Origin of the sequence: Enterococcus canis NBRC 100695, assembly GCF_001544375.1 — a bacterium.
GTDB lineage: Bacteria > Bacillota > Bacilli > Lactobacillales > Enterococcaceae > Enterococcus_H > Enterococcus_H canis.
Genome location: NZ_BCQJ01000003.1, coordinates 91,386 through 104,366 on the forward strand (window position 1 = coordinate 91,386; position 12,981 = coordinate 104,366).

Consider the following 12,981-nt stretch of genomic DNA (forward strand, 5'->3'; position numbering starts at 1 on the left):
ATTTTGTGCTTTACACTAATTATATAAAGCAATTACCGTGCCAAAATAAAAATAGACCAAAACCTTATAATGTTAGGGTTTTGGTCTATACACATTGTGTACACACTCAACAAAATGAGAATGCACACTAGCTGTTGTGTGTGAAATCTAATGAACTCTTTATTTTATTCTCTAAAAACATATTGGTTAAATGGGCGATCTCACCTTCTGATACCTTGATACGATAGTATTTTTCCAAGGGCATCAGATTGGTGCGGATAACATCCGTTTCCAAGCGATGTTTTTTTATGAATTTGGCTAGCTGATCAAACTCCCGCGCTGGCTGCCCATTTAGAATACTGTCCACTAAAAAGGCCAGATGGATCACAATACCGGCATCTACACCAGGCTCAACAATCACATGCAGGTCGCTTTGAATCTGATGAACCACTTTTTGTAAAAGTACAATTAATTTTTGAATGGAATCCACGGTAGTGATAGCCCCATTTAAAGAACGCACGATTTGTTCGACTGGTACTTCATCAGAAGCAATCCGCTTCAGCATATTTAGCTTTTCATCATCAAAGACATCATAGGCGGAAAAGAAAGGAATATTTTGATACTCGACATTTACCGTTCCGGCAATGGCCTTGATTTCATATTCTTCCATTAAACTATCAATATGTTTTTTGAAGGCTTCTCGTTCTAGAAACTGCATCTGAATGATTTCCACCTTATCTGGATCAATCACCGGACGAATTCGTTGATACAGCCGGGTAGCAACGCCTTCGCCAGTAAAACAAGTGACAACTACTGCTTTTTTGCCCTCGCGCTGACGCGTTCCATTCCGGAATTGCTCCCGCACGATACTTTCAAAGGACATCTGAATATTTTGATAGATATCTTCCAAGCTCCGACCAACTGTCGCCATCCGAATTGCTTCCAGGACAATCATGGTACTGCTCATGGTGATGGCTTTTGTCCGAATACCGGTTTCTTCATAAATCATATTACCAAAGGAGTTTAAGGAACCCATATCGGTTAGTAGTAACATCCCATTTGTGAGGGCACTGCGGTTAGTGTCCACATAGTTGCGGAGCTTCTCGTACATGGTTTGAACTTCCATTGTTAAAGGCATATTCATAGCCGTTCCCGTAGAAGTCCCTAAAAGTTCCTGCGCCGTTTCTAGCATGCTGGAAGCGGTGGAATTACCATGCATCAAAACTACAACCCCCACATGATTTTCTTGAACTTTTTCCATATCACCGACATTAATGGACAAGAACATGCTGATAAAGCCGATCTCATCAAAAGGAATCTCAATTTCATTTTCCTCTTCAATGATAGCAGAAAGATCCAACGCAGTTTGGAATTCCTGTTTCATATTCTTACGGACATTGTTGAGGTCTGGATGGACGATTAAATGCCCTTCCTTCACTCGTTCAATGGTACTTTGCAAATGTAGGGCGAAGGCAAAACGCGCCTTTTCATTATAGTTACGAGCTAAGCGTTCTTCCGCAATATCATACAAACGGTTGGTTAGTTCCCAAATTTTTTCAGGAATCAATTCTTTATGCACAGGATTTTGCGTCAACTCTTCCACATACGTTTGGAAATACGCATCGACATCTCTTGAAATCAACTGCTCCAAATCGACACTTTCCAGGCCGTCTTCTGCTAATGAAGAAACTTTTTCTTCAATATCATTGTAGACCTGCATATTTCGCGTAGGATCTTGTGACCAAACGACTTCTTTAGCCCCTGGCTCAAAGGAAAGATAATTACTCTTACTTTCCACAAAACGATCCATCCGGTCAGGGAGTTCCTTGATTCGCAGCAATCCCTTTTGAACATTCAAACTGAGGTCTTCTTTACGAATCACCAAACTTTTTTCATTATGTGTGCGGTAATGAAGAAAGGCTTTGGCACAAACAAGTTTCAGATCACGCTTGATTTGACCAATGTTTCCTTCAGCTTGATAGAGCATGAAGGCCAAAATAGCTTCCCGTTCTACATCAATCCGTTGATTCAACCGATTCGCTTCTTGTTTGATAAATAGACTGATAATCTCATAACGTTCATCTAATGACCGCGCCTCTAAGGAAGGCAATGTAATAGCCATAGGAATCCGCCGATTAAAGGTGGTTAAAAAGCTTTCAGAAGACTCGGTAGTTGCTCCGATGATTTGAACCGAGGCCTCATGAACTTGACTGCTTTCCCCTAAAGGCCGATAGACACCCTTATCAATAAAGGTAAATAGCATTTCTTGACCTTCTGGTGGCAAGCGATGGATTTCATCTAGGAACAAAATCCCACCATTCGCTTGCGCAATCAAGCCGACACGATCTTCTGAGGCACCGGTAAAAGCCCCTTTTTTTACGCCAAAAATATGGCCGAATAGCAGTTGCGGGTTTTGTGCGTAATCAGCACAGTTAAAACTTATAAAAGGAGCATTCGCATTCAAAGTTTGCGAATCGATGGCAAAATGATACATACATTCTGCGAAAAGTGACTTCCCGGTACCGGTCTGCCCAAAAATAATGGTATGCAATCCCCGTGGCGGATATAAGATAGCAGCTTTCGCTTGCTGGATACTAACTTTTAATGAATCATTGACCCCTACCAAATTCTCAAAGGTGACTTCAGTAGAATGGTCCACATGGACTTCCTCAATTGAACGGGCACCATACAAGACTGGTCTAGTCTCTGTTTTTGTTATTTTTTCTTCTTTGAAGAGTTCATTCAAGTAACGGCTGGCATTCGTGCGGTCAATCGCCAATGAATTGGCTATTTCGCTAGCAGAAACCGGCTTTTTACTTGTCTCTACAAGGTTTAGAATCTCTTCTTTTCTTGATTTCATCAGAAACCTCCTAACGTGCGTGTTACACGCTAGCTCGATTTTAACACAAAACGGCGCTTATTTGCGCCGTAATCCTTTATTTTTTTGGTTCTTTTTTCGTTTTTTCTGTTTTTTTTCTACTTTCTGTGTAACAGTGTGTAATTTTTCTTTCGGCTGGCGTTCCTTGACTAGCGGTGTAGCCACGGTTTCCTTTTCTGGCCGAGTTGTGGTTAACTGACGACTGTGTAAATAGACGGCTTGTAGTGCCACGCCTGCTTCCTTGGTGATTTTTTGCAAGTCGCGTTTTTCATGGGAAGCTAAGAGTGTAATCACCGTGCCGGCAGCTCCCATACGGCCCACTCGTCCAGAGCGGTGAATGTAACTTTCAACTGACAGCGGTGGCTCATACATAATCACATAAGGTAATGCGGCAAAATCTAATCCTCGGGCACCTAAATCGGTAGTCAAAAGCAAGCTGGCTTGCCCGTCTTTAAAGCGGTCAATTGCCATCTTCCGTAGTTGTTTATTTTGGTCAGAAGCTAAACTGACAACGGGAACTCCTTCGTACAATAATTTATCTTCCGCGGCACCCAAGTCGGCCAACTGATTGAAAAAGACCATTGCTTGAAATCCGTCAATTCGACTTAAACGTGCTAATTGATCGACTTTTTTACGCACGGTAGTTTCTAGATAATAATGATGAACCTCGCCAGCCGATTGATCAGCCTCTCTGGTGTCAATGACGGCCACGTTACTAAAGTTGGTGGTAACTTCGGTCAAGACACGGTCCGCAGTGGCTGAGAAAAAGGCGAGCTGGTATTCTCTAGGGGCACTGCGCAGGATATCTTGAATCAAATTGAAATGATTTTCGGCTAACAACTGATCCACTTCATCCATCACAATCATCTCTAGTAGATGGCTTTTCAGTTTTTTCTGTTTAATCAACTCTAAGACGCGTCCCGGCGTACCAACGAGAATTTCTGGACGTTCCTTCAGCTTCTCGATTTGACGTTTCACATTTGCGCCACCAATCAAGCTTTGAACCTTCAAATCTAAAGGCGCACTCCAGGCTTGAGCCACATTGGTGATCTGGATTGCCAACTCCTGAGAAGAAACTAGCACTAGCAATTGATTGCCCGCCCCTTTTTGCACTCGTGTCATGAGTGGCAATAAATAGGCCAGTGTTTTACCGGAGCCGGTGGGTGAGATACCCAAAACGGAAGTGCCTTCTTTTAGTGGGGTAAAGACGGCCTCTTGGATAGCCGTGGGGGCACCAAACCCATTTTCTTCCCACATCTTTTGCCAAGCTGGTAATAATTCATTCAACATATCTTTCATCCTTTTCTCAAAAAAAGAAGGACTGTCATGATAAATGCAGTCCCTCTTTACATTCTATTGGTAGTATACCTTTTTTTCTAGCAAAGCAAAAGGTCAACGACGATCCGCATCAAACTCGATGCCGGCGTCTTTACGCAAGTCGGTTAATACTTGGTTAACGTTGCGGGCTAATTCCACCCATTCTTCATATAGAACGCCCCATTTTGAATCATCAGGATGTTCCATTACATTAGCAAAATCCATAGCTTCCTCCACCATCGGATTTGCTTGGGCTGTCACTGGTAAGCCTTCAATGCGTTTGTGCGCCCGGTCATGGTATTCAGCTGATTGAATCGCATTCACACCGTCCATAACTAGCGTCCCATTGTTTAAATAAATTTCTGAACCTTGATATGCATCACTAATTTTCCCGGTTTGCAAGGTGACATCGAAGAGATCATAGCGCAAGACAGCTGTCCCTAACCCGTCAACGCCAGTAGGAATCTTACGGGCAAAGTAATGTACTTCGTCCGGCATACCGAACCAAGCCAAGGCAGCATAGACTAGATAAACACCCAGATCCATAATGGCGCCACCGGAAAAATGCGGAGAAAAGATATTTGGTTCTTTGCCATCAAGTACAAGATCATAGCGGGAAGAATATTTCATATAAGTAAAGTTTGCCCCTAGAATTTCATCTTTTGCAGGTAAAAAGTCGGCAACTTTCTTAAAGCTGGCTTCGTGGACATTACGGGCTGCCTCAAAGAAAAAGACCCGTTGTTGATTGGCTAACTCAATAATCTCAGCCATTTCTTCCGGTGTTGAAAAAGCTGGTTTTTCAACGATGACACTTTTTTTGGCTAAAATAGCTTTTTTCGCTTGTTCAAAATGTAAAGCATTAGGCGACGCAATATACACCACATGAATATGCTCAATGGCAAAGAAGGTATCCAAGTCGATAGCATATTCCGTATCGCCAGGATATTTTGCCCCAAATTCTTGGGCCTTGGCTAACGTCCGTGAGTAAACGGCTGTTAATTCATATTTTTTCGTTGCTAAAGCTGCCTCCACAAATTGATGGGAGATCCAGTTTGTTCCGATAACACCTAAGTTCAACATACTTCCACAACCTTTCTAGTCATTGGGATCTATAAATTCCTGGTCCAGCTCAAAAGGTATAGAACCTTTCACGGCAATGGTGCCAGGGGTCACAACACAATTATACGCTAAAACAGTCAATCCCTCACGTTGACCGCTCAAAATTGCCGCAGCTAAAGCCGGCTGCATTTGCTGATGGATAGTGGCACTAGTGACTGGCTCAAACTGAATAATAAATAAAACATAGCCTTGATAGCCCGCCTGGATTGCTCGCCGCAACCCCTCCACGTGTTTTAAACCACGTAAGGTCGGCGCATCAGGGAAAGCCCCTAGGCCATTGTTTTCCAATGTCATGCCTTTAACCTCAACAAAAGCCTGCTCGCCTTGATCCGTTTCAATATAAATATCGAATTTCGAATCTTCAAAAACAACTTCGCGTTTGACTAACGTGATATTTCCCTTTAGCTTTGGCAATAAAATTTGACCACTACGAATGCCATCAGCGGCTAAGGCATTGGGCACTTGGCTGTCAATATTAATCCAAAATCCCGGGTCTGTGCCCTTCTTGACCGCAATCAAATCATAATCCGTCTTGCGCTTAGGCGACGGTTGATAGCTCAAAGCCACTTCTACTAAAGGTAGCAACACTTCTTTGCCGCGTCCCGTATTTTTAACATGAGCGGTAATTTCTTTCCCAGCAACTAAGGCATGGGCAATAAAACGATTGGGGCGGTCGATAAACCGTCCTACTTGGACTTGTGGGTAATGATACAAGCAGCACCCCTCCTCTTCACAAAAGATACCACAAATTTTCGAAAAAAACGAAAGAATACGGCTTTCGACGGAGTGAATTTTCATGATTATTGGTTAGACTATAAGAAAGCTGAAAGAAAGCAAAGATTTCTTAAGGATAAACAGGAAAGAGGAATTCTGCGTTTCTTTCATGATATAGTAAAAAAAAAGAGGTGATCATATGCGGAAAAAAATATCTATTGCTTTAGGTGTCGCCCTAGTTGCTGGTGTTTTGAGCCTGTTGGCAAAGAAAGACAAACCCATCTCATTTGCAGATCATAGCGGCAAATGGTGGTTTATCAACCGGCAAAAGGGCATCCAACATTCACTGGAAGTCCGCGCTGACGGAACAGTGTTGATTGATCAACGGCCCTTGCGCTATCAACTGATTGAACTGACACCCCAACGTCTCGTTTTACAAGACAGTTATGGCTATCATTTGATTTTGACCAAGCAGCCTGAACATTACACTTTTTATGATGAAGCAGACGATCATACATTCGAACTGGAAGCTTTTCCTAATGAGCTTCCCGACCTAACCTCCTAGTATGGGAGGTTTTTTTAGACTGTCAATTCCAACTGATTCCCTTCAAAGGCTAAAATAGCACTTTCAAAATAGCCATCACCTGTGGTTCGTGGGCCAGATAAAACCCGATAGCCAGCCTCTTTTAAACGGGTGGTCAGGGTTCGGACGGCCTCCTCTGAACCTAAGCTAAAGGCGATGTGAGTGAAGCCTAAGTGGTAAAGTTCTTCGTTTTTATTCACTGCTTCAGGACGCGCCATGATTTCGAGCCGCGCCCCATCTTCAAAGGAGAGAAAATAAGTTTGTAAACCAGTTTTAGGATTATGATATTTATGGTTAGCTTGGGCCGCAAAATACGTTTCAAAAAATTGGCGCGCCCCTTCCAAGTCTGTTACATATAAAGCAATATGTTCAATTTTCATGCTGTTCCCATTCCTCTCTCAAAACACCATATTTGATGGCATCATAATATTGACCATTTACATAGCGCACTTGACGAATCCGCGCTTCTTGTTGCATGCCGACTCGTTCGCCTAGTGCCATCATTCGTTCATTTCCTGACCAAGTGGACAAACCAATATGCGGCAGTGGGTAGCGTTTGAATAAGAACGTCAGCCATTGTGTCAACGCTTGGCGGCCGACGCCTTGTCCCCAAATCGCAGCATCATAAAGGACAATCCCCACTTCCAACCAGCGAGATAAATCACCATCTTCATAATAAGCACTCACCATTCCTACCAGATTCTCATCTAAAAAAATACCTTGCCGATCCGGTAGTTCGATTGAAGCACCGCCAAAGCCCTCCAAAAATTCCTGCCAAGACAAAACAGGATCTTGGAAATAAGGGCCATTCCACTTCATCCACTCTAAATCTGCTTGAGGACTATAGCTAAGCGCCCACCAAATTGGCAGGTCGGCCACTCTAAATGGACGTAACGTGATTTCTTTGTGCTGTGTCATAAAACACCTCCACCTTTAGCCTACGTGAGAAGCCGTTACTTGTCTATCTTGAAAAGTAAAAAAGTGAAAAAACTACCAAGGTCCAACGAATCGCTGGTCCCTGGTAGTTTTCCTTTAGTCAAACTTATTAGATGAAGTTGTCATTATCTACTGCTGATTTTAAAATGTGCATACTGTGATCAAGTTCAGTCTGATGTTGGTCAATCTGATGCGTATTTTCTTCAATATGCTCTAGTTTATGACTGATTTCTTCTAATTTAGTCAAGGTTTCCTCTAAAATTTTTACATAGGTTTCGTTCATGATTGTTCCTCCACAATTAAATTTCGACGCGGTCAATTTCGTATTCCGTAGTTTCCAAAGGTTCAATAGCGTTACTCTTGTAAAAGAGCGCATATAACACGATACAAATGATGGGAATGACACCAGCGGCTAGATACATACCTTGGAAAGATAATAAAGCCCGCAGTTCACCAAAGAAATAAGGTCCTACACCTAAACCTAAGTCCAAGCCGACAAAATAAGTGGACAGCGCAATCCCGATGCGATGATTGTGGACCATTTTTAAACAAATCGCTTGGCCGTTAGACATGAAGGTTCCATATCCAAGACCCACAAAAGCGCCCGCCATCCATAACATCCAGCTAGAATTTGTAACACTTAGTAAAAAGAGACCGGCCGTCAAAAATAGGTAGCTTGGATACATGACTGCATTTTCACCCTTAGCATCGAAAATTCGTCCTGATAGTGGCCGAGTTGCGGTAATCACCAAGGCATAAACCACAAAGAAATAAGAGCTAGCCGCAACTAAATCAATGACTTTGGCATAAGAAGACAAGAACGACAACACACTGGAATAAGACAAGCCCATTAAAAAGGCGATGAAGGTAATAAATAAAGCTTTCTTTTCAATAAAGCTATCAATTGTCCAAGCAGATAAGGTTTGTTTTTGTGCTGTGGTCAATTGGATATTGTGGACGGAAATGATAAAGCAAGCAATTGTCGTTGCTAAAATCAATAAAATTGAAACCAGAATAATTACATAAAAATTGGTATAATTTAACAGCATCATCCCGATAAATGGCCCAATCGCCGCTGCCAAACTGGTACTCAAACCATAATAATTGATGCCTTCGCCATGTTTCTTTTTAGGAATATAGGCGGTCACGATGGCATTTGTCGCGGTGGACACTGTGCCATAACCGAAGCCGTTCAACAGACGAATCGCATAAAGGACGGTAATATTCGGAATATATAGATAAGCGACGGTAGTAATAAGATAAAAAATTGCACCATAGCGTAACACCGCTTTACGACCATATAATTCCAATTTCTTGCCCATAAATAAGCGGGCTAATAAAGTCCCGATAATATAGATACCTGAAGCTAAACCAGCTTGCCCTAAAGAGGCGTGCAAGTCTTCCTGCGCAATCACCGCAATAATTACCATCAACAAATAGTACACTAGATAGACGACAAAATTGATCAAGGTAATACTGATGAACCCCTTATTCCATAATTTCGATTGATTTTCCATAGACACATTTACTCGCTTTCCCATTAGTTTCCCACTGTGCTGTCTCCTGTTTCACCATCACAGTCGGTTGTGAAAACAACTATAAATAATTTCAGAAAATAAAAAAATGAGCTATGTGTACGCAAATTGTTAGGTACTTTTCTTTTTCACAAATTTTATTAACATTTGTTATTGCTTTTTGCTATCACATTCGCTTAAATAGGAACAAAAGGGCGTTTTCTGAAAATAGCGAGTTCTTTACATAAGCCCCAGACCAAATTGAGAGGATGCAACACCCCATGATGGACAATCAAACACTGCAACAATATCTCGATCAGCATCATTTTCCCGTCATTATCAAAACCAAAAAAAAATATTTGACCTATGAAGGGCTGCAGGATCGATATGTCTATATCCTAAAGAGCGGCGTCATTAAAACCAGCGTTATCTCCCCTGACGGCCGCGAGTTCAACTTTCGCTACATCAATCAGCTGGAGATTGTTTCCTTATTGAAAGATGAGTATTCACAGTTCACTGATGCCCCTTTCAATATTCGGATTGAATCCAAACAAGCCGAATTATACCGCATCGATCGCGTGCAGTTCTGGCGAGATATTAATTGCGACATTGACCTACAGCAATATGTCAAAGAATATTATCGGGTCCGGCTGCTCCACTCCATGAAAAAAATGCAACAAATGCTCATGAATGGCAAATTTGGGGCCGTTTGTACGCAAATTTATGAATTATATGAAACCTTTGGCGTTCCCGTGACGGAAGGTACCTTAATCGATTTTGTGGTGACCAATGAAGACATCGCGCATTTCTGTGGGATCACCTCCGCTAGCAGTGTCAATCGAATGATGCAGCAGTTACGGGACGTTGGCGCTATTGAGATTCGTGACCGTAAAATTTTGATCAAAAAATTAGAAGTTATCAAGGATCAGATTATCGTCTAATCGTTCAGCATACTAAACGATTAGTCATTTCCCACTAGCCCGTTATTCTGAAAGGAGTTCCTATGACATTACGTTATATCCGTCAAGCTACTAAAGCTGATTTGCCCGCCATGTTGACCATCATTGCCGATGCTAAGGCCCTTTTAAAAGCTGATGGCAGCCCGCAGTGGCAAGATGGCAGCCCCAGTCAAGCCCAGCTATTAGCTGACATCGAAAAACAGCAAAGTTATGTCTTAATCTTAGGCGACAAAATCGTAGGGACAGCCGCTCTGGTGACTGAACCAGACCCCCACTATGCTGAAATTGAAGCTGGTGCTTGGCGCAGCACCTTGCCGTATGCCACGATTCACCGTATTGCCGTTGCCAGCAACTATCGAGGCCAACAATTAGCTCATTATTTCTGCTCTAATCTAATCAGTCGGGCTTACAGTTTAGGCTTTCGGGCCCTGCGTATCGATACTCATCAACAAAACCTGCGCATGCAAGAGCTGATTACCGCTCTGGACTTTCATTATTGCGGGATTATTTACGTGGCACCGACTCCTCATGGTCGTCGGCTAGCCTATGAGCTGATTTTAGGGGCAGAAGATTAGGGAAATGATTTCACCCTTGCTATAATGAGAAAAAAGGAGTGACCATCATGGTAAACATCAACACAGAGTTGACGAAAGACCGCTTAGCTTTCACTTTGCCAAACGAGCAAGGAGAAGTTTGGATTACCGATACGTTTCCCGCTTTAACGCAAGCCGTTACTCTCGTCTACGCTGGCGGCAAACTAACCGCTATTACGACTGAAGCAACTGCTGGCGAGCGTTTTATTACGATTCAGCCCAGTTGGGAGCTAGAACCACAATATTTAGCCAAAGCCTTATTAGAGCATGCCCAAGCGAATGGTCTCTTAAAGACAGCAGAGGATACCACGCTGCCCGAAGGACCAGCTAAAGCTGTCGCAGCCTTTTTAAAAGAGTTATTGCCACTGCTGGATAAATTAGGTTACTTGATGGAACCCGCTAAGAAAAAACCAGCCAAAGCACAGCATCGTTGGGCCAAGGCCGTCAGTACGATTGCTTTCCATGTGAATCGTCCTGATAGTCAAGCGACTGTTTATTGGCAAAAGCGCAATGAAATGCTAATCAAAGCAGGTGCCAAAATGGCCGCCGAAGTCCCTTTGAACAAAGATGGCTCCGTTGGTTTTAGCGCACGCTTTGCACAAAAGCTACGTGACGAACATGCAACTAAATTCACTGACTTTGTGACAACGGAAGACATTATCTTAAAAAGTGTTAACGAAGTCGGCCTCTTTCTTTACTTTGGTGGTACCAATAGTTGGTTAGAGCTTCTTGATGATCAAGGAAAATCCATTGATGAATGGACCGTTGTAAAATAAAAAACGTGCAAGCTCCCATTGTGATAAAACGACCTCCGAAAAATCAAGTTTCGGAGGTCGTTTCATTATTACGCAGAGCTTGTGCGTTTTTAGTTAAACTCGTATTGCATCAGACCAGTATTGGGGACATTGAAGTCGAAATACTGCTGGTTCGTCATATCCTCAAAATACGTATGAATCGTTCGCATGACCGCATTGTGACAAACGAGCAGAATCGTTTCATCACTTTCCCGACACTCAGCTAACAAAGGATAAAGCCGTGCTGCCATATCCAACACGCTTTCACCTTCTGGAAAACGATAGGTAAAGTTTGGGCGAGTCAGTTGAAAAGCGGTGGTAGGGATTGGTTGACTGTCATAAATTCCAAAGTCCATCTCCATTAGTCGCTCATCCTGGATAAGCGGAAGCTTGATTGCTTCTGCTACAATCCGGGCTGTTTCCTTCGCCCGCGTTAAGGGCGAGTGAATGATTTGTGTGACTGGCCGTTCTAATTGTGTCACATTTTCTGCTAAAACTGCGGCTTGTTCATAGCCTTTTTCAGTTAATTGGGCATCTACCCGTCCTGAAATCAGCCGTTTTACATTATGATCTGTTTCACCGTGGCGTGCAACATATAGTGTCATGCTTTACCTCCTACTTGGTTTTGCGGACTACCAGCTAAAAACTGCTGTACATTCGCCACCGCAATGTCCATCAGCCGCTGGCGTGTTTCCACAGGAGCCCAGGCAATATGAGGCGTGATTATACAATTAGGAGCCTGCAGTAATGGATTGTCGGCTGTGATGGGTTCACTAGAAACCACATCCACCGCGGCTCCGGCTAATCGTTTTTCAGTTAGGGCTTTAGCTAGCGCGGCTTCGTCAACTAATCCACCGCGAGCGGTGTTCACTAACAACGCGGTAGCTTTCATCTGTACCAAGGTTTCTTGATTGATAATTTTCGTTGTTTCCGGTGTCTGAGGAACATGGAGGCTAATGACATCAGCCCTTTTGTAGAGTTCAGGCGCGTTTACTTGCTGAGCCCACTCCGCCTGTGGTGCTTTAGGTCGGTGATTGGTATACAGAATCTCCATGCCCAAAGCATGTCCGATTTCCGCAACCTTTTGGGCAATTTTACCATAACCCACCAAGCCCAATGTTTTCCCTGACAATTCTACTAAAGGTGCCCGCCAAAAAGTAAAGTCTGGAGAATGGGTCCATTCGCCTTCATGAACTAATTGATTGTGGAGCCCTACATGACTTGTCAATTCCAAAAGTAGCGCAAAAGTAAATTGCGCCACGGCCTCCGTACTATAAGCTGGAATATTAGTCACCACTATATGATGCTGAGCCGCGGCAGTTAGGTCAATGATATTATATCCGGTGGCCATGACCCCAATGTAACGCAGTTTCGGCGTCTTCGCCAAAATCTCAGCCGTAATGGGTACTTTGTTAGTTAAAATCATTTCCGCATTACCAATTCGTGCCACAATCTCCGCTTCATCTGTATAGGACGTACGTTCATAAATCGTGACATCGCCGTTTTCTTCCAGTGCTTGCCAGCTTAAATCGCCAGGATTCAAGGCATAGCCATCTAACACGACAATTTTCATAGTCTCGCCTCCTGCCTTCATT

General features: G+C 43.1%; 14 protein-coding genes. 4 read left to right on the forward strand and 10 right to left on the reverse strand.

The window, feature by feature from the left end; all coding sequences use genetic code 11:
- Positions 1-127: 127 nt before the first annotated feature.
- The 4 genes from ECA01S_RS05745 to sfsA form a co-directional block, all read right to left on the reverse strand.
- Positions 128-2,839: a sigma-54-dependent transcriptional regulator gene (locus ECA01S_RS05745; RefSeq protein WP_067392482.1), complete on the reverse strand. Its 2,712-nt coding sequence runs from the start codon at positions 2,837-2,839 to the stop codon at positions 128-130.
- 57 nt (positions 2,840-2,896) lie between these two features.
- The gene (locus ECA01S_RS05750) at positions 2,897-4,156 is read right to left on the reverse strand and encodes a DEAD/DEAH box helicase (protein WP_067392485.1); all 1,260 of its coding nucleotides are present in this window, start codon (positions 4,154-4,156) and stop codon (positions 2,897-2,899) included.
- 93 nt (positions 4,157-4,249) lie between these two features.
- On the reverse strand, positions 4,250-5,254 hold the full coding sequence (locus ECA01S_RS05755; RefSeq protein ID WP_067392487.1) for a Gfo/Idh/MocA family protein: 1,005 nt from the start codon (positions 5,252-5,254) through the stop codon (positions 4,250-4,252).
- A 15-nt stretch (positions 5,255-5,269) separates the two neighbouring features.
- Positions 5,270-6,007, reverse strand: coding sequence for a DNA/RNA nuclease SfsA (sfsA, locus tag ECA01S_RS05760; protein WP_067392489.1), 738 nt, complete (start codon positions 6,005-6,007; stop codon positions 5,270-5,272).
- 199 nt (positions 6,008-6,206) lie between these two features.
- Between sfsA and ECA01S_RS05770 the strand changes: the two genes are divergently transcribed.
- Positions 6,207-6,572: a DUF4828 domain-containing protein gene (locus tag ECA01S_RS05770; RefSeq protein ID WP_067392493.1), complete on the forward strand. Its 366-nt coding sequence runs from the start codon at positions 6,207-6,209 to the stop codon at positions 6,570-6,572.
- A 14-nt stretch (positions 6,573-6,586) separates the two neighbouring features.
- Here the strand turns inward: ECA01S_RS05770 and ECA01S_RS05775 are convergent, their stop codons facing one another.
- From ECA01S_RS05775 to ECA01S_RS05785, 4 genes are all read right to left on the reverse strand, one after another.
- Positions 6,587-6,970, reverse strand: coding sequence for a VOC family protein (locus tag ECA01S_RS05775; RefSeq protein ID WP_067392495.1), 384 nt, complete (start codon positions 6,968-6,970; stop codon positions 6,587-6,589).
- Complete coding sequence (locus tag ECA01S_RS05780; RefSeq protein WP_067392497.1) at positions 6,960-7,508, reverse strand: GNAT family N-acetyltransferase; 549 nt, start codon at positions 7,506-7,508, stop codon at positions 6,960-6,962. The genes ECA01S_RS05775 and ECA01S_RS05780 overlap by 11 nt, the downstream gene beginning before the upstream one ends.
- A 127-nt stretch (positions 7,509-7,635) precedes the next feature.
- Positions 7,636-7,809 carry a hypothetical protein gene (locus ECA01S_RS14150; protein ID WP_157490287.1) on the reverse strand — a complete coding sequence of 58 codons (174 nt, stop codon included), beginning with the start codon at positions 7,807-7,809 and terminating at the stop codon, positions 7,636-7,638.
- Positions 7,810-7,825: 16 nt separating this feature from the next.
- Entirely contained in the window at positions 7,826-9,043 is a 1,218-nt protein-coding gene (locus ECA01S_RS05785; protein ID WP_143139547.1) for an MFS transporter, read from the reverse strand.
- Between the two features lie 281 nt (positions 9,044-9,324).
- Here ECA01S_RS05785 and ECA01S_RS05790 point away from each other — a divergent pair, with 281 nt between their 5' ends.
- The 3 genes from ECA01S_RS05790 (at position 9,325) to ECA01S_RS05800 (ending at position 11,368) form a co-directional block, all read left to right on the forward strand.
- Complete coding sequence (locus ECA01S_RS05790; RefSeq protein WP_067393178.1) at positions 9,325-9,981, forward strand: Crp/Fnr family transcriptional regulator; 657 nt, start codon at positions 9,325-9,327, stop codon at positions 9,979-9,981.
- 62 nt (positions 9,982-10,043) lie between these two features.
- On the forward strand, positions 10,044-10,574 hold the full coding sequence (locus ECA01S_RS05795) for a GNAT family N-acetyltransferase (RefSeq protein ID WP_067392503.1): 531 nt from the start codon (positions 10,044-10,046) through the stop codon (positions 10,572-10,574).
- Between the two features lie 47 nt (positions 10,575-10,621).
- Complete coding sequence (locus ECA01S_RS05800; protein WP_067392506.1) at positions 10,622-11,368, forward strand: hypothetical protein; 747 nt, start codon at positions 10,622-10,624, stop codon at positions 11,366-11,368.
- An 89-nt stretch (positions 11,369-11,457) separates the two neighbouring features.
- Here ECA01S_RS05800 and ECA01S_RS05805 read toward each other — a convergent pair whose 3' ends face one another.
- Together ECA01S_RS05805 and ECA01S_RS05810 are read right to left on the reverse strand one after the other, a co-directional pair.
- A complete protein-coding gene (locus tag ECA01S_RS05805) occupies positions 11,458-11,991 on the reverse strand; it encodes a histidine phosphatase family protein (protein ID WP_067392509.1) in 534 nt (177 codons plus the stop codon).
- Positions 11,988-12,959 carry a D-2-hydroxyacid dehydrogenase gene (locus tag ECA01S_RS05810; RefSeq protein ID WP_067392512.1) on the reverse strand — a complete coding sequence of 324 codons (972 nt, stop codon included), beginning with the start codon at positions 12,957-12,959 and terminating at the stop codon, positions 11,988-11,990. The genes ECA01S_RS05805 and ECA01S_RS05810 overlap by 4 nt, the downstream gene beginning before the upstream one ends.
- Between the last annotated feature and the right edge of the window lie 22 nt (positions 12,960-12,981).

Excerpts from the sequence above, each read along its gene's own strand:
- ECA01S_RS05745 (WP_067392482.1), bottom strand. The coding sequence starts at position 2,839 with ATGAAATCAAGAAAAGAAGAGATTCTAAACCTTGTAGAGACAAGTAAA.
- ECA01S_RS05750 (WP_067392485.1), bottom strand. The coding sequence starts at position 4,156 with ATGAAAGATATGTTGAATGAATTATTACCAGCTTGGCAAAAGATGTGG.
- ECA01S_RS05755 (WP_067392487.1), bottom strand. The coding sequence starts at position 5,254 with ATGTTGAACTTAGGTGTTATCGGAACAAACTGGATCTCCCATCAATTT.
- ECA01S_RS05770 (WP_067392493.1), top strand. The coding sequence starts at position 6,207 with ATGCGGAAAAAAATATCTATTGCTTTAGGTGTCGCCCTAGTTGCTGGT.
- ECA01S_RS05775 (WP_067392495.1), bottom strand. The coding sequence starts at position 6,970 with ATGAAAATTGAACATATTGCTTTATATGTAACAGACTTGGAAGGGGCG.
- ECA01S_RS05780 (WP_067392497.1), bottom strand. The coding sequence starts at position 7,508 with ATGACACAGCACAAAGAAATCACGTTACGTCCATTTAGAGTGGCCGAC.
- ECA01S_RS14150 (WP_157490287.1), bottom strand. The coding sequence starts at position 7,809 with ATGAACGAAACCTATGTAAAAATTTTAGAGGAAACCTTGACTAAATTA.
- ECA01S_RS05785 (WP_143139547.1), bottom strand. The coding sequence starts at position 9,043 with ATGGAAAATCAATCGAAATTATGGAATAAGGGGTTCATCAGTATTACC.
- ECA01S_RS05790 (WP_067393178.1), top strand. The coding sequence starts at position 9,325 with ATGGACAATCAAACACTGCAACAATATCTCGATCAGCATCATTTTCCC.
- ECA01S_RS05795 (WP_067392503.1), top strand. The coding sequence starts at position 10,044 with ATGACATTACGTTATATCCGTCAAGCTACTAAAGCTGATTTGCCCGCC.
- ECA01S_RS05800 (WP_067392506.1), top strand. The coding sequence starts at position 10,622 with ATGGTAAACATCAACACAGAGTTGACGAAAGACCGCTTAGCTTTCACT.
- ECA01S_RS05805 (WP_067392509.1), bottom strand. The coding sequence starts at position 11,991 with ATGACACTATATGTTGCACGCCACGGTGAAACAGATCATAATGTAAAA.
- ECA01S_RS05810 (WP_067392512.1), bottom strand. The coding sequence starts at position 12,959 with ATGAAAATTGTCGTGTTAGATGGCTATGCCTTGAATCCTGGCGATTTA.